16 protein-coding genes are annotated in these 17,261 nt (G+C 72.8%); 6 read left to right on the top strand and 10 right to left on the bottom strand.

Going from position 1 to position 17,261, the window contains the following annotated elements; translation table 11 throughout:
• Positions 1 to 42 precede the first annotated feature (42 nt).
• The 3 genes from AB0K07_RS03580 to AB0K07_RS03570 all read left to right on the top strand — a co-directional run bounded on the left by AB0K07_RS03580 (position 43) and on the right by AB0K07_RS03570 (position 1,827).
• A complete protein-coding gene (locus tag AB0K07_RS03580) occupies positions 43 to 384 on the top strand; it encodes a YkvA family protein (protein ID WP_363750678.1) in 342 nt (113 codons plus the stop codon).
• Positions 385 to 415: 31 nt separating this feature from the next.
• Entirely contained in the window at positions 416 to 823 is a 408-nt protein-coding gene (locus AB0K07_RS03575; protein WP_363750677.1) for a TIGR03618 family F420-dependent PPOX class oxidoreductase, read from the top strand.
• A gap of 341 nt (positions 824 to 1,164) precedes the next feature.
• Positions 1,165 to 1,827, top strand: a complete 663-nt coding sequence (locus AB0K07_RS03570; RefSeq protein WP_363750676.1) for a C39 family peptidase — start codon at positions 1,165 to 1,167, stop codon at positions 1,825 to 1,827.
• 10 nt (positions 1,828 to 1,837) lie between these two features.
• Here AB0K07_RS03570 and AB0K07_RS03565 read toward each other — a convergent pair whose 3' ends face one another.
• Positions 1,838 to 3,163, bottom strand: a complete 1,326-nt coding sequence (locus AB0K07_RS03565) for an FUSC family protein (protein ID WP_363750675.1) — start codon at positions 3,161 to 3,163, stop codon at positions 1,838 to 1,840.
• 182 nt (positions 3,164 to 3,345) lie between these two features.
• Here AB0K07_RS03565 and AB0K07_RS03560 point away from each other — a divergent pair, with 182 nt between their 5' ends.
• Positions 3,346 to 3,951 carry a hemerythrin domain-containing protein gene (locus AB0K07_RS03560; protein WP_363750674.1) on the top strand — a complete coding sequence of 202 codons (606 nt, stop codon included), beginning with the start codon at positions 3,346 to 3,348 and terminating at the stop codon, positions 3,949 to 3,951.
• A 95-nt stretch (positions 3,952 to 4,046) separates the two neighbouring features.
• Here the strand turns inward: AB0K07_RS03560 and AB0K07_RS03555 are convergent, their stop codons facing one another.
• Positions 4,047 to 4,229 (bottom strand): antitoxin, encoded by a 183-nt coding sequence (locus AB0K07_RS03555; protein ID WP_363750673.1) that lies wholly within the window; start codon positions 4,227 to 4,229, stop codon positions 4,047 to 4,049.
• Between the two features lie 204 nt (positions 4,230 to 4,433).
• Here AB0K07_RS03555 and AB0K07_RS03550 point away from each other — a divergent pair, with 204 nt between their 5' ends.
• Positions 4,434 to 5,552: an AI-2E family transporter gene (locus AB0K07_RS03550; protein WP_363750672.1), complete on the top strand. Its 1,119-nt coding sequence runs from the start codon at positions 4,434 to 4,436 to the stop codon at positions 5,550 to 5,552.
• Here AB0K07_RS03550 and AB0K07_RS03545 read toward each other — a convergent pair.
• Positions 5,547 to 6,224: a dienelactone hydrolase family protein gene (locus AB0K07_RS03545; protein ID WP_363750671.1), complete on the bottom strand. Its 678-nt coding sequence runs from the start codon at positions 6,222 to 6,224 to the stop codon at positions 5,547 to 5,549. The two genes, AB0K07_RS03550 and AB0K07_RS03545, sit on opposite strands and share 6 nt — an antisense overlap.
• A 196-nt stretch (positions 6,225 to 6,420) precedes the next feature.
• On the opposite strand from AB0K07_RS03545, the gene AB0K07_RS03540 reads away from it, so the two are divergent.
• Entirely contained in the window at positions 6,421 to 6,600 is a 180-nt protein-coding gene (locus AB0K07_RS03540) for a hypothetical protein (RefSeq protein ID WP_074319115.1), read from the top strand.
• Between the two features lie 107 nt (positions 6,601 to 6,707).
• On the opposite strand, the gene AB0K07_RS03535 is transcribed toward AB0K07_RS03540, so the two are convergent.
• The 7 genes from AB0K07_RS03535 to AB0K07_RS03505 all read right to left on the bottom strand — a co-directional run bounded on the left by AB0K07_RS03535 (position 6,708) and on the right by AB0K07_RS03505 (position 17,242).
• Entirely contained in the window at positions 6,708 to 9,080 is a 2,373-nt protein-coding gene (locus AB0K07_RS03535) for a glycoside hydrolase family 65 protein (RefSeq protein ID WP_363750669.1), read from the bottom strand.
• On the bottom strand, positions 9,077 to 9,874 hold the full coding sequence (locus tag AB0K07_RS03530) for a beta-phosphoglucomutase family hydrolase (protein ID WP_363750667.1): 798 nt from the start codon (positions 9,872 to 9,874) through the stop codon (positions 9,077 to 9,079). The genes AB0K07_RS03535 and AB0K07_RS03530 overlap by 4 nt, the downstream gene beginning before the upstream one ends.
• 61 nt (positions 9,875 to 9,935) lie before the next feature.
• The gene (locus tag AB0K07_RS03525; RefSeq protein ID WP_363750665.1) at positions 9,936 to 10,400 is read right to left on the bottom strand and encodes a DUF4442 domain-containing protein; all 465 of its coding nucleotides are present in this window, start codon (positions 10,398 to 10,400) and stop codon (positions 9,936 to 9,938) included.
• Positions 10,401 to 10,462: 62 nt separating this feature from the next.
• Positions 10,463 to 11,476: a hypothetical protein gene (locus AB0K07_RS03520; protein ID WP_363750663.1), complete on the bottom strand. Its 1,014-nt coding sequence runs from the start codon at positions 11,474 to 11,476 to the stop codon at positions 10,463 to 10,465.
• A gap of 93 nt (positions 11,477 to 11,569) precedes the next feature.
• Positions 11,570 to 12,865, bottom strand: a complete 1,296-nt coding sequence (locus AB0K07_RS03515; RefSeq protein WP_363751412.1) for an ABC transporter ATP-binding protein — start codon at positions 12,863 to 12,865, stop codon at positions 11,570 to 11,572.
• A 135-nt stretch (positions 12,866 to 13,000) separates the two neighbouring features.
• Positions 13,001 to 15,211 (bottom strand): bifunctional glycosyltransferase family 2 protein/CDP-glycerol:glycerophosphate glycerophosphotransferase, encoded by a 2,211-nt coding sequence (locus AB0K07_RS03510; protein WP_363750661.1) that lies wholly within the window; start codon positions 15,209 to 15,211, stop codon positions 13,001 to 13,003.
• Between the two features lie 15 nt (positions 15,212 to 15,226).
• Entirely contained in the window at positions 15,227 to 17,242 is a 2,016-nt protein-coding gene (locus AB0K07_RS03505; RefSeq protein WP_363751411.1) for a DUF5941 domain-containing protein, read from the bottom strand.
• Positions 17,243 to 17,261 lie beyond the last annotated feature (19 nt).

The raw sequence follows: 17,261 nt of genomic DNA, 5'->3' as shown, positions 1-17,261 counted from the left end.
CGTCGGCGGGCCGGGCGGGCCGGCGTGGGTTAGCGTGACGACATGTCCCGTCAGGCGTGGGTCCTCGTGGTGATCGCCGGCATCCTGGCGCTCGCCACACTCGTGGGCGCTGTGGTGCTCGCGGTGCGGGTGGTGCGGACCCGACGGCTGCTGGCCGGGCTCGGCGCGGGTGGCAAGGTCGCCTTCTACGGGGCGCTGATCTACACGATCTTCCCGGTCGACCTGCTCCCGGACCCGATCTACCTGGATGACATGGGTGTTCTGGCCGGCGCGTTGATCTACCTCAGCCGGCTGGTGCACCAGCGCCGGGCGGCGGGTCGCCGGCTGCCCGGGCAGCCCGACGGGCCGCCGGACCGGGACCGGGCACAGCGCCCCGTGCCATGATCGTGGCCGGGTCGGCAGACGGGGGCGGGTCATGGCGGGCGATCACGGGTTGGACGTACGCGACGAGCGCGTCGCGGCGTTCTGCGCGGAACGACACCTCGCGACGCTGACCACCGTGCGCGCCGACGGCACCCCGCACGTGGTGCCGGTCGGGGTCACCCTCGACCCCGCGGCCGGGCTGGCCCGCGTGATCACCTCCGGTACCTCCCGCAAGGCCCGGCACGTGGCTGCCGCCGGCGCTGCGGGCACCCCGGTGGCCGTCTGCCACGTGGACGGCCGGCGCTGGCTGACGATCGAGGGCCGGGCGGTGCTGCGCTCGGACCGGGCCGCCGTCGCCGAGGCGGAGCGCCGCTACGCCGAGCGGTATCGGACCCCACGCCCGAATCCGGAGCGGGTGGTCATCGAAATCACGGTGACCGGCGTCCTCGGCAGCCTCTGAAACCGCCGCCCCGGCCCATCGTCCCCTGTCGGCCACGCCCAGTGACCGGTTCGTGCCCTGTCGACCGTTTGTTGCGCGGATAGCCGCAGGGCGGTGTACGCCGTGAGCGGCGGCACGACCTACCCGGAAATCCCCGCCCGACCGGGGCCGTTGCACCTGTGCGTGACCGTCCGTACCGGGGCCCCCGGTCGCGGAATGCCCACCCGAGCAGGGCCGTTAGATCCCCGGTAGGCCGTGGCCGAGACTGCCGCGGTCGTCGCCCCCTCAGTGGGCCGAGCGCCATTCCCGTGCTGCCGCCCTCCGCGAACGCGGAGGCGCCAACCCCGAACGGAGACTCGACGATGAATCCGATCATCCAGAAGAGCGGCCTGTCCGTCGCCGGCGTGCTGGTCGCCGGCGGCTGCGCTCTCGGCCCCGCGATGCCGGCGCTGGCCGCCCCGGTGCAGGGCATGCCGACCTCGGCGAGCCAGAGCGATCGGGCCAGCCAGAGTGAGCGGTCCGCCGAGCGGATCCTCGGCATCGACTACCAGGCCCAGCCCAACTTCTACTACTGCGGCCCGGCCGCGACCCGCATGGCTCTGTCCGCGCAGGGCAAGGAGCTCTCCCAGGACGAGGTGGCCGAGCTGCTCGGCACCACCGAGGCGGGCACCGCTTCGGCCCTGGACACCACCCGCGTGCTCAACGAGCTGACCGGCGGCAAGTACCGGACCACGGAGATCAGTGACTCGGTGGCCCGCCCGGAGCAGGTCGAGCAGCTGCGCCGGGACGTGCTGGCCGCGGTGGACGCCGGCCGGCCGGTGGTGGCCAACATCATGGGCACGACCGTGGACACCGACGGCAACCCGCACTCGTACGAGGGTGGCCACTACCTGACCCTGGTCGGCTACCGGGATGGTGGCGACACGATCCGGATCGCCGACCCGGCGGACCCGGCGCTGGGCGAGTACTGGATGAGCCTGCCGAAGGTCGCCAACTGGATCGCCGAGCGCGGCTACTCCTCCTGACCCTGCCGTTTCACCGGGCCGGTCTTCCCCTGTCGGGGAGGCCGGCCCGATCGTCGTTGCGCCTACGGGCGGCGAGGTTCGAGCGCCGTCGGGCCCGGACCGCCCGGGTCGGCCGGGCCCGGTGCAGGTGTCGCCGGGCCGGCGGATGGATGGCCGCCTCGCCGGCGCCGGCCGCCCGGCGCACGACCGTGTTCGCGTCGTCCGAGTCGCAGCCGGCGGCTCGGAGGAGATCGCTGGCTGCGGTTCGCAGGCCGGTGACGAGGGCCTCGCCGAACGTGCCGACCCCGGTCGCGACGGCCCGCCCGGCCAGTTCGGCGCACTGCTCGACCATCTGGCGGGTGCGCTCGGGATCGCGGCCGATCCGGCCCTCCCTGCGCATCTCCCTCGTCGCCTGACCCAGTCGGGCTATTGCGTCCGGCAGCTCCGGTGGGATGGTCTCGTCGTACTGGAGTGCGGTGGTCGACCAGCGGGCTATGGCGCGGCTGTCCAGCAGCAGCCGCTCCAGGTGAGCCGCGCCGCGGGCGTACTCGTGGTACTGCTGGCGGCGGTGCCAGCGGACCGGAGCGATCGTCACCACCTCCTCCGCGCCGCTCAGCGCCTCGTGCAGCCGGCTGAGATCACCCTCGGTGCCGCGGAGCCGCTCCAGGACGCGCATCGTCCGGTCGGCGTCGCGCCCCCGCAATGCCTGCGCCAGCTCGTCGAGCTGCTCGCAGAGGACCGCGAAGATCGGCGCCGCGGCCCGGTCGAGCACCCGCATCGGGTTGACCGGCAACAGCAGCGCGACCACCGCCAGGCCGACCACGCCCCCGACCAGCGCGTCGAAGATCCGGGGCAACTCCAGGCCGGGCTCCATCGGGGCCAGCGTGGAGATCAGCACGGCGGTACCGCCGGCCTGAGCGACCAGCTGGCCACCCTTTCCCGCCACCAGCAGCGCGCTGGCGATGGCCAGGGCGACCACCGCGCCGGTCTGCCACGGCCCCGAGCCGAGGAAGAAGCGCAGCGTGTCACCGATGATGATGCCCAGACCCACACCGCCCAGCAGCTCGAAGGTGCGCCGGGCCCGCTGCCCGATGGCGGTGGCGATCGTACCGACGGCGGCCGCGGGGGCGAAGACGTGCGCTCCGGGACCGAGCAGGTGCCGCGCGATCAGGGCCGCCAGCGCCGCGGCCAGCCCCGCCTGAACGGCGATCACCAGGGTGAGCTGCCACTGCCGGGCGCGGATCCGGCCGGCCTGCCCGCCGCGGTGCCGAACGTGCTCGACGGCCTGGCCGCTCCGCTCGGCAGCCTCGTCGAGCGGCGACCGGTCGCTTTCGGCTGGTGGGCGGTCGTCGGGCATGGCCACGGTTACCCGGGCGTCCGGCGGGCAATCGTTCCCATCTGCCCCGTCTGCACCAGGAGCATCCGCGGGTGGTCGTGCCAGCCGCCCCGCGAATCCATCGGCGGGCGTGATTTGGCGAACGGCTGCGGGGTACCAGGGCGCACACACCCACCGATCCGCAACCGGTAAGGGGCCGTGAGATGACCAACCCGCAGACCACCGCCGACCAGGACGTCGTCGACGTCCTGGTCGCCGACCACCGCGAGGTCGAGACGCTCTTCGTCGAGCTGGAGACCCGGCAGGGCACCCCCGAGTACCGTCGCCAACTCGTCGACGTGGTGATCGCCGAACTCGTCCGCCACTCGGTGGCCGAGGAGGCGTACGTCTACCCGACCGCGCGCAAGGCGCTACCCGACGGCGACGAGATCGCCGATCACGAGATCGCCGAACACGCCGACGCCGAACGGACGATGAAGGAGCTGGAGTCCATCGACCCGTCCGACTCCCGCTTCGAGGAGCTGCTCGCACACCTGACCAGCACCATCCGACACCACGTACGGGATGAGGAGAACGAGCTCTTCCCCCGGCTGCGCGCGGCGACGGCGCGGGAGGAGCTGGTCGAACTGGCCGACAAGGTGACGGCGATCAAGGAGATCGCACCGACCCGACCGCACCCCGGCGCGCCGGACCACCCGCCGGCGAACAAGCTCCTCGCCCCCGGCACCGGCCTGGTCGACCGGCTGCGCGACGCGCTGAGCGGCCGGCCGACCTCGATGAGCGAGCTGCGCGAGAAGCACCAGCGCTGACCGGTGTGCCCCTCGGCTCCCGCGAGGGGCACACGGGTCCGGACAGGACACTCCCGGGTCGCCGGTGCATGGCGACCCGGGAGACGTCGGGTGCGTCAGCGGACCTGGTCGCCCTCGCCGGTACGCGACTGGGCCTGGTCCACGCCCTTGTCGATCTGGTCGTCGTACTTCCCGCCGGTGCGCTTGTCGGCCATGTCGCCGGCCTTGTCCAGCCCCTGGTCGACCTGCTTGTCGTGCTTGTCCGCGAAATCCTTGGCCTTGTCCATGAAGTCGCCCACGCGAGTCCTCCTCTACTTCTGTCACTCCCCTCCCGTCAGCGTTCCCTGGGTCGGGCAGCGCAAACCGCTCGATTCCGGCTTCACGGGCTGGTCAGCACCCTCTGGCCGCACCCGTCACGCTGCCGGCCACCCCGCGTTGAGGCGGTACGGGTGTCGGCGTGCGCCGGGCCGGGTACCGACCTCGCGAGATCGAGGAGGACCGACATGGTGGCAGACGGGCCCGAGGCGGGCGCCGGGGCGACAACGGGCGGCTCCGGGCCGCGCCAGGCATGGGTGGCGCTGCCCTGGCTGGTCCGGACCGCGGTGGTGTGGAGCGCCTGCCTGGTGGTGGTGGTCGCCGGGCTCTACCTGCTGGGCCGGATCGCCGTACTGCTGGCGCCGTTGGCCATCGCGCTGGCCGCCACCATCTTCCTCACCGCGCTGCTCGACCCGGTGCTGCTGCGGCTGCGCCGGTTGCGGCTGCCACCGGCGCTGGCCGCGCTGCTCACCGTGCTGCTGCTTCTCGGCATCCTGGTGGGGGTCGGCGCGCTGGTGTGGAACCTGACCGCGAGTCAGTTCGACCAGCTCAGTCAGGAGCTGACCCAGGGGCTGGCCCGCAGCCGCGACTTCGTCACGTCCACCCTGCCGGTCACCGACGCACAGCTGGACCGGCTGGTGGACCAGGCACGGCAGGGGCTGAGCGGGAGCTCCCCGGACCCGGTGGCCGGCGCCCGGACCGTGACCGAGGTGCTGGGCTCCGCGCTGCTCGCCCTGGTGCTGCTCTTCTTCCTGCTCAAGGACGGCCGCTCGATGTGGCACTGGGTGCTGTCCCGGATGACCGGGCCGAACAGGTCCGTCGTGGCCGAGGCCGGTCGGGCCGGCTGGCGGACGTTGGGCGCGTACAGCCGGGGCACCATGCTGATCGCCGCGATCGACGCGATCGGCATCGGCCTGGCCCTGGTGGTGTTGCGGGTGCCGCTCGCCCTGCCGCTGGCGCTGATCACCTTCCTCGGCGGTTTCGTGCCGATCATCGGTGCGACGGTGGCCGGCGCGGTGGCGGTGCTGGTGGCGCTGGCGGCCAACGGGCCGACCACGGCGCTGCTCACCCTGGCCGCGGTGATCGCCGTACAGCAGATCGAGGGCAACCTGCTGGAGCCGTTGGTCATGAAGCGGCAGGTCCGGCTGCATCCGGCGGTGATCCTGGTGGCGGTCACCGCCGGCACCCTGATCGCGGGCATCGCCGGCGCCTTCGTCAGTGTCCCGATCACCGCCGTCCTCTGGCGCATCGTCGACACCGTCCAACGCCACCGCTCGGTGCTGTCGATCGACCCGTCGACCTCATGATCGACGCGCTGGGGCGGTCGCGCGGCTGAGGTGGGTGGTGAACCAGGTGCCGGCATGCTCGGCGACCTGCTCGAGGGTGCCGGGCTCCTCGAAGAGATGGGTGGCACCGGGGACGATCCGCAGCTCGCCGACGTCCCCCAGCTCGGCCAGCGCCTGCTCGTTGAGGGCGATCACCTCCTCGTCGAAGCCGCCGACCAGCAGCAACGTCGGGGTACGCACCCGGTCCAGGGCGGCGCCGGCCAGGTCGGGGCGACCACCCCGGGACACCACCGCGCCCACCCGGTCGGCACGGGAAGCCGCCGCGACCAGAGCGGCAGCGGCACCCGTGCTCGCTCCGAAGAGGCCGATCGGGACGTCACCGGCGGGGCGCTCGGCCGCCAACCAGTCGACGATCCCGGCCAGCCGGCTGGCCAACAGCCCGATGTCGAAGCGCAGTTCGGCGGTACGCGCGTCCACCTCGTCCTCGGCCGGGGTCAGCAGGTCCACGAGGACCGTGCCGAGCCCACGACCGTTCAGCGTCCCGGCCACCGCCACGTTGCGCGGGCTGTGGCGCGAGCTGCCGCTGCCGTGCGCGAACAGCACCACGCCGACCGGCTGAGCCGGCAGCATCAGGTCCGCGGGGAGCTGGGCGTCCCCGACCGGGATGGTCACCGTGCTGCGCTGCTCGTCCATGCCGCACCTCCCCGTAGTCGCCTGCACTGCGGGTACCCAACCCGCCGCGCCGCACGCACCCGGCCACGACGGCTGGTGTTTTCGGGTACGGCCGGGGCGAGGGCCCGGAGTTTGCCGGGTGGGGCGTCGGGTAGGCGAGGGGCGACCGCAGACCGTGTCGGCGCAGACCGCGCCCCGACGGATCGCGAGGATCGTCATGGCTCAGCAGCAGACGTCGCGGCAGCAGCAGATGGACGAGCGGAACCGGCGGGAACAGGACGCCGAGCGAAGCCGGGACTGGGGGGACGAGGCCGCGCAGGCGCGGACTCCCGAGGATCCCCGGGCGATGGCGCCCAGGGACGCGTTGGGACGGCCGTCCACCGGTGAGCCGGTCTGACGCACCGGCCGGGCCCACCGATCGACGGCCGGAGCGAACCCGGCACTCGATGGTCGGGACCCACCAGGGATTCGGCGGCTGGGGCGGGAGTGATCCCGCCCCGGCCGTCACTGTTCGTGCTCGGGCAACCGCAGCAGCGGCGACCTGCCCGGCGGCTGCTCCGGCACCGGCCCGGACGGCTCGGCAGGCGGCACCGGCACGGTGACCGGCTCGTCGCAGGTCACCCGCAGCACCTGGTTGTGGTGGCGCAGCTCCACCACGTCGTCCGGGCCGCCGTGCCGCAGCGAGTACGTCGTCTGGTGCGGCCGGACGTCGACCCGCAACGCCAGCCCCCGCCACTGGAGCGAGAACTCCAGTCGGCTGAGTCGGCTGGGGAGCCGGGGGGCGAACGACAGGAGACCGTCGTGGTCCCGCAACCCGCCGATCCCACCGACCAGGGCGAGCCACGCGCCGGCCAGCGAGGCCATGTGCACGCCGTCCCGGGTGTTCTCGTTGAGGTTGTGCAGGTCCATGAGCGCGGCCTCGCGCAGGTAGATGTGCGCCAGCTCGGGATGGCCCACCTCCGCGGCGAGCACGGACTGGGTGGAGGCCGACAGCGACGAGTCGCGCACGGTGCGGCGCTCGTAGTAGAGGAAGTTGCGCAGCTTCTGCTCGGGGGTGAACGCGTCCCCCCGCCAGTGCATGGCCAGGACCAGGTCCGCCTGCTTGATCACCTGCTTGCGGTACAGGTCGAAGTACGTGTAGTGCAGCAGCAGCGGGTACTTCTCCGCCGGCGTGTGCGCGAAGTCCCACTCCTGGAGCCGGGTGAACCCCTCGACCTGCTGGTGGACGCCGATCTCGTCGTCGTACGGGATGTGCATCGAGGTGGCGGCGTCCCGCCAGCTCGCCGCCTCCTCGTCGGTGACCCCGAGGTGGAACGCCTCTTCCCGGTAGCGCATCGCCACGTCGGCGGCAGTGAGGAGGTTCCGCTGCGCCATCAGGTTGGTGTAGATGTTGTCGTTCTTGATCGCGGTGTACTCGTCGGGGCCGGTCACCCCGTCGATGTGGAACTGCCCGTGCCGGTCGTGGTTGCCGATCGAGCGCCACAGCCGGGCGGTCTCCACCAGCAGCTCCAGCCCGATCTCCCGTTCCAGGTCGGTGTCCCCGGTGACCAGCACGTAGCGGCGCAGCGCGTCGGCGATGTCGGCGGCGATGTGGAAGGCCGCGGTGCCCGCGGGCCAGTACCCGGATGATTCGGGGCCCTCGATGGTCCGCCAGGGGAAGGCGGCGCCCTTGAGGTTGAGCGTCTCGGCCCGCTCCCGGGCCGAATCCAGGGTGCTGTATCGCCAGTGCAGCGCGTTGCGCACCGCGTTGGGCTGCGTGTAGGTGAGCACCGGCAGGACGAACATCTCGGTGTCCCAGAAGGCGTGCCCGTCGTAGCCGGGGCCGGTCAGCCCCTTCGCGGAGATCGGCCGACGCTCGGCCCGGGCACCGGCCTGGAGCACGTGGAAGAGGCCGAAGCGGACGGCCTGCTGCACCTCCGGGTCCCCCTCGACGCGCACGTCGGCGGCGTCCCAGAACTCGTCGAGGTAGCCGCGCTGCTCGCGGCAGAGCCCGTCCCAGCCGTCCAGCCGGGCACCGGCCAGCGCCGCGCCGACCTGGTCGCGCAGCGCGGGAAGCGAGCGGCGGCTCGACCAGCCGTACGTCAGGTACTTGACCACCCGCAGCTTCTCGCCCGGCTTGAGCATGCACGCGATCGTGGTGCGGACCCAGTCCTCGTACCCTTCGGACTCGATGGTGGTGTGGTCCGGGCCGTGCACCTCGTGTTCCATCGCGGCGGCCACCCGCAGGCCGGAGACCTTGGTGCGGTGGATCAGCTGCCCACCGTCCGGGGTGGTCAGCTCCTCCTCGGCCAGCAACGGCGACTCCAGCACCGCCGCGACCCGGGGGTCCTTGCTCTGCGGCGGCAACGTCTCGTTGGCGACCAGCTCGGACTGCACGATGAGCCGGAGCGGACCGTCCACCGCCTCCACCTCGTAGCTGATGGCGGCGACCGACCGCTGGGCGAACGACACCAGCCGGGTGCTGCGGACCTTGACCTCCCGGCCGGTCGGCGAGCGCCACTGCAGCTCCCGGTGCAGGGTGCCGGCACGCATGTCGAGGATCCGCTCGTGGGAGACCAGTTGGCCGTAGCGCACGTCGAGCGGTTCGTCGTCGACCAGCAGCCGGATCAGTTTGCCGTTCGTGACGTTGACGATGGTCTGCCCGGACTCGGGGAAGCCGTAGCCGGCCTCCGCGTACGGCAGTGGACGCAGCTCGTAGAACGAGTTGAGGTACGTGCCGGGCAGGCCGTGCGGCTCGCCCTCGTCGAGGTTGCCGCGCAGACCGACGTGCCCGTTGGAGAGCGCGAAGACGGACTCCGACTGGGCCAGCACGTCCATGTCCAGCCGGGTCTCCCGGACGTGCCAGGGCTCGACCGGATAGGCCCGCTCCCGGATCACGCCGGACCCCGCTCTCCGGTCGGGTTGCGGGCGGCGGGCAGTGGCTCGGCGTCGCCCGCGTCGAGCAGGTCGGCGAGGTCGGTGACCACGATGTCGGCGCCGTGTGTACGCAGCTCGTCGGCCTGCCCGACCCGGTCGACGCCGATCACGTAACCGAAGCCGCCGGCCCGGCCGGCGGCCACCCCGGAGAGCGCGTCCTCGAAGACGGCGGCCTGCGCCGGGTCGACGCCGAGCAGCCTGGCCCCGGCGAGGAAGGTGTCGGGGTGCGGCTTGCCGCGCAGGCCCTCGGCCCGGGCGAGCAGCCCGTCGACCCGCGCCTCCAGTAACGGTTCCAGCCCGGCGGCGGCGAGCACCTCGCGCCCGTTGGCGCTCGCGGTCACCACGGCTCGGCGCAGCCCGGCGGCGGTCGCCGCCTCCAGGTAGCGCACCGAGCCCGGGTAGACCTCGACGCCGGAGGTGCGCAGGCGGTGCAGCAGCAGGATGTTCTTGCGGTTGCCGACTCCGTTGACCGTGTCGGCGTCCGGTGGGTCGTCGGGGCTGCCCTCGGGCAGCACGATCCCTCGGGAGGCCAGGAACGACCGGACGCCGTCGGCGCGGGGCCGGCCGTCGACGTAGCGGTTGTAGTCGGGGCCGGGGTCGAACGGCTGGAACGGCTCACCGGTGGCGGTGGCCCGCTGCCGCAGGAACTCGTCGAACGTCTCCGTCCAGGCGGCGTTGTGCACCCGGGCGGTCTGCGTCAGCACACCGTCCAGGTCGAAGAGACAGGCGGTCACGTGAGCAGGTAGGCCCAGCACGCTACGAATCTAACCATCTGTCCGGGTCGGCAAGCCCCGTTTCCGCCGGCCCTGTCGTGGCTCAGTTCGGCCGCAGCGTCCAGACCACCGTCATCACCGACGTGGGGGTGCCGTCCTCGGTGGTGATCTCCACCTCGACCGGGAACTCGGGCCGCTTCCCGGACTCCAGCTCGGCGATCACCTCGAGAGCCGGCCTGCCGAGCCGCGCGGTGGCCAGCACCGGCCCCCGTGCCAGTTTCCGGTAGGCGATCTCGGCGCGGACCGCGAGCGGCACGGCCCGATCCAAAAGCTGCCCGAAGGCGGCCAGCACCACCGCGCCGGAGGCCGTCTCACCGAGGGTGAACATCGCCCCGGCGTGCGGCCCGCCGACGTGGTTGTGGGTGGCCGGCGAGTCGGGGAGCCGGACGACGGCCCGCACCCCGCCCTCCGCTTCGGGTGCCACCTCGACGAATTCGAAGCCGAGCGTACGGGCGAACGGCACCGCTTCCAGCATGCCGGCCGCCACCTGGCGGGAGTCGATGGTCATGGCCTGACGTTACTAGCCGGTAACCACCCCGGCAACCAGGGATTTTCCGGTCCGGACGGCGCTCAGAGGTTGGCGATGGTCCGCAGGATCTCCGCGTAGAAGTTGCCGTCGATGCTGCGGAAGAAGGCGAAATCCTGACCCGGGTCACCGAAGAACGGACGCAGCGTCCAGGCCAACTGGGTGCCGACGAAACCGAAGAGCAGGATCCAGATGTAGAGCAGGGTCATGCTGGCCGGCCGCTGCGCCGGCTCGCCACGCCGCACCGGCGGGTTGGCCCACGGGCGGTGTGGCTGCGGGTAGCCGGGCGGCAGCATGCCGGGCGGGAAGGAGCTGGCGGTCGGCTGCCCGCCCCACTGGGCCGGGGCCTGCGCCGGGACCTGCGCCGGGGCCTGCGCGGCGGGCGACCCGGCCTCGGGGGTGGCGCCGTTCGGGACCGTGCCGGCCGACCCGGCCGCGGGCGCTCCGGCCGGCACGGCGACCGGCTCGGCGACCTGGTCAGCCGCGGGCACCGCACCGGCGGGCACGGCGGCCGGCACGGCCTGCGCCGGAGCCTGGGTCTGGGCCGCCTCCGGGGCGAGCAGGCCGTGGTCGTTGAGCACCTGCATCCCGCCGGTCAGGAAACGCAGCCCGACCAGCGCCGACAGGGTCAGGATCGCCACGTTGAGCAGCTTGAAGAAACCGTAGTCGGGCGCGGTGATCAGGAAGAAGAGGCTGATCGGCGCGAACGCCACCGCGAGCATCGAGGTGACCGTGATCGCCACCATCACCAACGCCAGCGACTGGCGCACCGAGAGGCGGGCACCGAAGACCAGGTTGAACAGGTAGAGCGTGGGAAGGCAGATGGCCAGGGTGACCAGGAACAGCAGCGGCAACTTCAGCGCGGAGGTCAGCGCCATCAGCGGACTGTGGAAGGCACCCAGCACCGCGCCGTAGCAGGCGAGCGCGATGGCCGAGCTCGCCAGCATGCGCCCGGTCAACGCGTTCAGGTCACGCTCGGCCACGATCTGCTGCCAGATCCCCTGCCGATCGCGGAGGATGCGCTCGATGACGAGCGGGCTGGGACGGTCACCCGACACGGGTGCACCCCTCTCGGTGTCTTTCACAGTGGACTGGGTGCGCAGACGGTAGGACACCGGGGGGCGGTCCCGCCACCCCGCTCCGGCGTGGTGTCAGCGCCACCCCACGTCGATCCGGCCGCCACGCTCGTCGAAGAAGTGCAGCGCGTCCATCCGGACCGCGACGGAGAGGGGGTGACCCGCGGTGACCGCCGGGTACGGCGCCAACCGCACCGCCAGCTCGGCCGGGCGGCGATGGTGCCGACCGGGGTCGGGCAGCACGCTCGTCCGGGTGCCACCCGGCGCGTCGCCCGCTTCCACGGCCTTGCCGGTGAGCCGCTGCATCACCGAGTTGAACCGGCGCAGGCCGCGCTGGCCCACCGGCGGGTTGTCCAGGCGGGCGCCCATCTCGTCGACCACGATCGCGGTCGCCCCGATGTCGAGGAACGCGAGGGACTCGTGCCCGTGGTGCTCCAGGTAGCGGATCCGGCCGCGCAGCACGTCACCGGGGCTGTCCGGGGAGACCGGGGTGAGCGCCTCGGCCCGCATGCCGACCACGATCCGCTCGCCGTGGTAGTGCGCCACGGCCCGGCTGCGGATGTCGTCCCAGGGCAGGTAGAGCGACTGCTCGCCGAGGTTGAGCGTGACGTACCGGTCCAGATGCACGTAGACCGACGCCTCGAGCAGGTTCATCCGCGGGCTGCCCAGGAAGGCGGCCACGTAGAGCGTCGCCGGCCGGCCGTACACCTGGGTGGGAGTGCCCACGTCCTGGAGCACGCCACGGCGCATGATGGCCACCCGGTCGGCCATGGTGAGGGCCTCCGCCTGGTCGTGGGTGACGTAGACGGTGGTGACGCCCAGCTCCCGGGTGAGGCCGGAGATCTCCGCGCGCAGCTCCGCGCGCAGCCCGCTGTCCAGGTTGGACAGCGGCTCGTCCATCAGGAACAACCCGGGCCGGCGGACGATCGCGCGACCCATCGCGACGCGCTGCCGCTGCCCGCCGGAGAGCTGACCCGGTTTGCGCGCGAGCACGTCGCCGATGCCCAGCGCGCTGGCCACGTCGGTGACCCGCTCGCCCCGCGGCGTCGGCTCGACCCCGGCCAGGCGCAGCGGGAAGGCGATGTTGTCACCGACGGTCATGTGCGGATAGAGGGCGAAGTCCTGGAAGACCATCGCGATCTTCCGATCCCGCGGCGGCAGGTCGTTCGCCAGTTCCCCGTCGAGGAGCACCGCACCCTGGGTCGGGTCCTCCAACCCGGCGATCATCCGCAGCACCGTGGACTTGCCACAGCCGGACGGGCCGAGCAGCACCATGAACTCGCCGTCGTTCACGTCCAGGTTGATGCTGTCGACGGCCAGCGTGCCGTCCTTGAAGACCTTGGTGACATCCTTGAGCGCGACGGTGGTCACCGTCTCCTCCCCCAGTTCGTCGGCCGAACCCCAGAAGACTGTGACCAGGATCATTGGATCAGCACATCGGGTGAACGTCTCATGTTCGACCGATGGCACCGCTATTAACCGACACAGGGCCGGCGGGCGGCGCGATCAGCAGCGCGGGGCCCGCTCGTCCGGCTCACCCAGGAACACCCGGCGTACCACCCGCTCCGCCGCGCGCCCGTCGTCCAGCGCGCAGAACCGGCCCCGGAAGTGCGCCCTGGCCTTGGTCGCCGCGTCCGAGCGCACCGCGTCGGTGCGGAACAGGTCGAGCAGGTCCGCGAAGGTGGTGGCCACCGCGCCCGGCGGCTCCGCCGTGACGTCGAAGTAGACACCCCGGGCCAGCCGGTACGCCTCCCAGTCCGGGGTGTACAGCACCATCGGCCGGTCCAGCACCGCGTAGTCGAACAGCGCCGACGAGTAGTCGCTGACCAGCACGTCGGCCACCAGGTAGAGGTCCTCCACCCGCTGGTGACCGCTGACGTCGCGGACCCGGTCCCGGTCCACCGCTCGGCGGGGGCTGCGATCCCGGTCGTTGAAGTAGTGGCTGCGCATCAACAGCCGGCCGGAGTCACCCAGCGCCTCGACGAACCGGTCCGGGTCGAACGGCGGCCGGTAGCCGGGCAGGTGCTCGCGGTGCGTCGGGGCGTACAGCACGACCTGCTCGTCGGGGCGGAAGCCGAACTCCGCGCGCAGCCGGCGCACCTCGTCCGGGCCGGCGTTGACCAGTCGGTCGTTGCGCGGGTAGCCGACCTCCAGGGTGGTGTACGAGGCCGGGTACGCCCGGTCCCACATCTGGGTGGAGAAGCTGTTCGCGCTGACGCTGTAGTCCCAGCGGTCCACCCGGCGCAGCAGCCCGGCGAAGTCCATCCCGACCGCACCGATCGGGTAGCGCTGCTGGTCCAGCCCCATCACCTTGACCGGCGTGCCGTGGTGGGTCTGCACGTGCACCTGCTCCGGCCGCTTCCGGACGAAGTCCGGGAAGTTGACGTTGTTGACCAGCCACCGGGCCCGGGCCAGCGCGCGGTAGTAGGCCGGGGTGCCGGCGACCACGTACTCCACTCCGGCCGGCACGGTGTCCACCCGGTCCCGGCGCACGATCCACACCCCGCGCACCCCGGGGGCCAGCCGGCGGGCCTCCTCGTAGATCGCCGCCGGGTTGCAGGCGTACCCCCGGTACCAGTAGGCCGCGTACAGCGCGAGCGTCGAATCCACCGGCCGGCGCAACTCCGCCCGGTAGTACTCGCGCAGCAGTCCGTCACGGGTCAGCCGGACGCCGCGCCGGGCGGCAGGACCGACCCGCCGCCGCGTGGTACGGGCCCGCCGGCGAGCGGTGTCGCGGGCCCGGCTCGCTGCCCGCAACGCGCTGAACGTCCGCCAGCGGCCGGTGGCGACGAGCCGGTGCTTGATTCCTTCCACCCCGCCCGGCACCGGGTACCCGCCGGCCGGCAGCCAGCGCGCGTAGTCGGCGGTGATCTGCGCGAAGAAGGCGGGCCGCAGTTCCGGGGCGATCCGCTGGCCGTTGCCGAGCACGGTCAGGTAGTGCCAGATCATCCGTTCGAAGACCGCCGGCCGCAGGGCGTCCACCGCCGGCCCCCAGGTGTCCATGAGGTGGAAGACCCGGTGCCACTGCGGGAACACCTCGAAGTGCCGGTCACCGCGGGTCCGGGTGATCGCGCCGGCCCGCCGCTGCCGGTAGTTGACGCAGACCCGGTCGAGTACGCCGATCCGCTGCGCCGCCATCAGCACCGGGTAGCTGAACGAGACGTCCTCGTACCAGCCGGGCGCGAAGCGGAGCCCCAGGTCGACGAGGAACTCCCGGCGGACCAACCGGTTCCACGCGGTGTGCAGCAGCCGCATGGCCTCCGGCCGGTCCCGCAGTCGGAAGGTGTCCGCGCCGGGCGACTCGGGGAACACCTCCGCCATCGCGCTGCGGGTGGCCGTGTCGTTCCAGTGCGTCCGGACGTGGTCGACCAGCAGCACGTCCGGCCGGGTGCCTCGCAGCCGCTCGGCGACCTCCGGCAGGCACTCCGGCGCCAGCCAGTCGTCGCCGTCGAGGAACCAGACGTACTCGCCGACGGCCCGGTCCAGCCCGACGTTGCGGGCCGGACCGAGGCCGACGTTCTCCGGGAGCCGGATCGACCGGACCCGCTGGTCGCGGGCCGCGTACTCGTCGATGATCTCGCCGCCGGAGTCCGGCGAGCAGTCGTCGACCGCGATCACCTCGAGGTCGGTCTCCGGCTGGCCGAGGATCGAGTCCAGGCACTCGCGCAGGTAGCCCTGCACCCGGAAGGCCGGCACCACGAAACTGATCAGGGTCATCCGGCCGTCCCTCCGTCAGCGCGGCGCGCCACCTCCCGCGCCCACCGGCGCGGCCGACGCCCGCGCGCTACGGGCCGGCCGGACGAACCAGGCCAGGACGACGCTCGCCACGAAAACCACGAGAAGGTACGCACCGAGTGTAGCCATGCCGATACTCACGATTCCGGCAATCGCCGCGAGGGCCAGCACCACCGACCGTCCCTCCCAGCCCAGCGTGGCCGGGTGCAGCGGGGGTGCTGACTGCCGCTTCTCCAGTCGGGCGGTCAGGTCGTAGTGGTGCACGGTGAGCACGAAGACGTAGCCGAAGATCAGCCACCCCGGCGCGCCGCCGACCACCCCGACCGCGATCGCGAACAGGTACTCGGCGGCCCGCAGCGCGGCCGGCACCAGCCAGTCCAACGGACCGTTGTGCGCGGCCCCGGCACCGAGGCCAGCGACCAGCAGCACGAGCAGCGCCACCGGCACCGCCCAGCGCAGCCCGTCGGGCGCGTCGCCCAGCACGGCCGCGACCAGCAGCGCCGCCGGGCCGAGCGCGGCGATCACCGCCAGGGTCAGCGGCCCCATCGGGCGGACCACCGGCAGCCGGCGGGCCAGCGGCCCGTCGTCGCGGTGCAGGGTGGCATCGACCGTGTCCAGCACCGGCACCCACATCCAGCGGGCCCGCAGCGTACGCAGCGCCCCGGTGTACGCGAAGGCCAGCACGCCCCACACCAGCACCGCGATCAGACTGACCAGCGGGTTGAACAGCGCCACGGTCAGCGCGATCAGCGCCCACCGCTCGCCGATCGGAAAGACCACGGTCCGCTTCAGCCAGTACGACAGCGAGCCGGTGTCCGCCTGCACCCGGGTCGACGCGGCGTTCAACCGGTCCCCGATACCGCCGCTGGCACCCGTCGCGGTTCTCGGCCGGCGGGCCGCCTCGTCGTGCAGCACCCCGTACCAGGTGTCGGTCATGTGCCGGACGGTCTGCAACGTCATGGCGGCGATCGCCAGCGCCCAGCCGTTGCCCAGGCCGGCGTGGCTCACACCGAAACCGAGCCCGGCGTAGACCAGGTACTCCTTGGCGCGGTCGGCCATCGTGTCCAGCCAGCCACCCCAGGCGCTGAAGTGCCGGGTGTAGCGGGCCAACTGGCCGTCCACGCAGTCCAGCACGAAACCGAGGTAGAGCAGCACCGCGCCGCTGACCAGCGCGAGCCGCCCGCCGACGCCGAACAGCACCGCGGCGGCCAGCGCGAAGAGCACCGAGATCACCGTCACCCCGGTCGGGGTGAGCCGGAGCCGGGCCGCCAACCGGACGACGTACGGCGACCAGGTGCTGACGAAATAGGTGGAGAAGAAGTCGTCCTTCTCCTTCACCGCCAGCCGCAGCTCGGCCCGGTCCTCGTCGACCGCGGTGACGGCCGCCTCGGCGGCTGCCAGCCCGGCCGCGTCGTCGACCCGGTGCGCCACGAGCAGGCGTACCCGCTGGGCGAAGATCAGGGTGCCGAGCGCGGCGAGACCCGCGACGAGCCGGTCCACGGCGGACCCGGGGCCGCCGGCCGTGACCGGCCCGGGCCGCCCGGTGCCGTCGCTGGGCCCGAACGGTGCGACATCCCCGACCGGGCCGATCGGGGTGGCGATGGGCAGCATGCCGACCGCGGCGGCCCGGGCGGCGGCGGCCAGGGTCGGCAGGTCGTCCACGCCGACCCGCAACGCGCCCCCGAACACTCCGGTGGCGTCGCCGTCCAGGGCGTCCACCGCGCCGGCGTCGACCACCTGGCCGCGCTCCTCGCGCACGGCGGTCCGCCCGGGCACCGGCGGGTCGGTGAGCACCAGTGCGACCGTCGGTCCCACCGGGCTGGTGACCAGGTGTCGCAGTACGGCGGTGTGCGCGACCAGGTCGGTGCCGGTGACCAGCAGCGGGCCGGTGGCGGTGTCGGCCAGCGCGGCCAGTTCGTCCAGTCCGGCGGCGAAGCGCACCTCGTCCGCCCCGGCCTGCCGAAGCTGGGCGGCGAGCCGGTCGGCCAGCGGCTCGCCGGTCGCGGTGGTCAGGCCCGCCGCGCGCGTCCCG

The sequence above is a fragment of the Micromonospora sp. NPDC049301 genome (assembly GCF_040678715.1).
Taxonomy (GTDB): Bacteria; Actinomycetota; Actinomycetes; order Mycobacteriales; family Micromonosporaceae; genus Micromonospora.
This window is presented reverse-complemented; position numbering and strand designations above follow the sequence as displayed.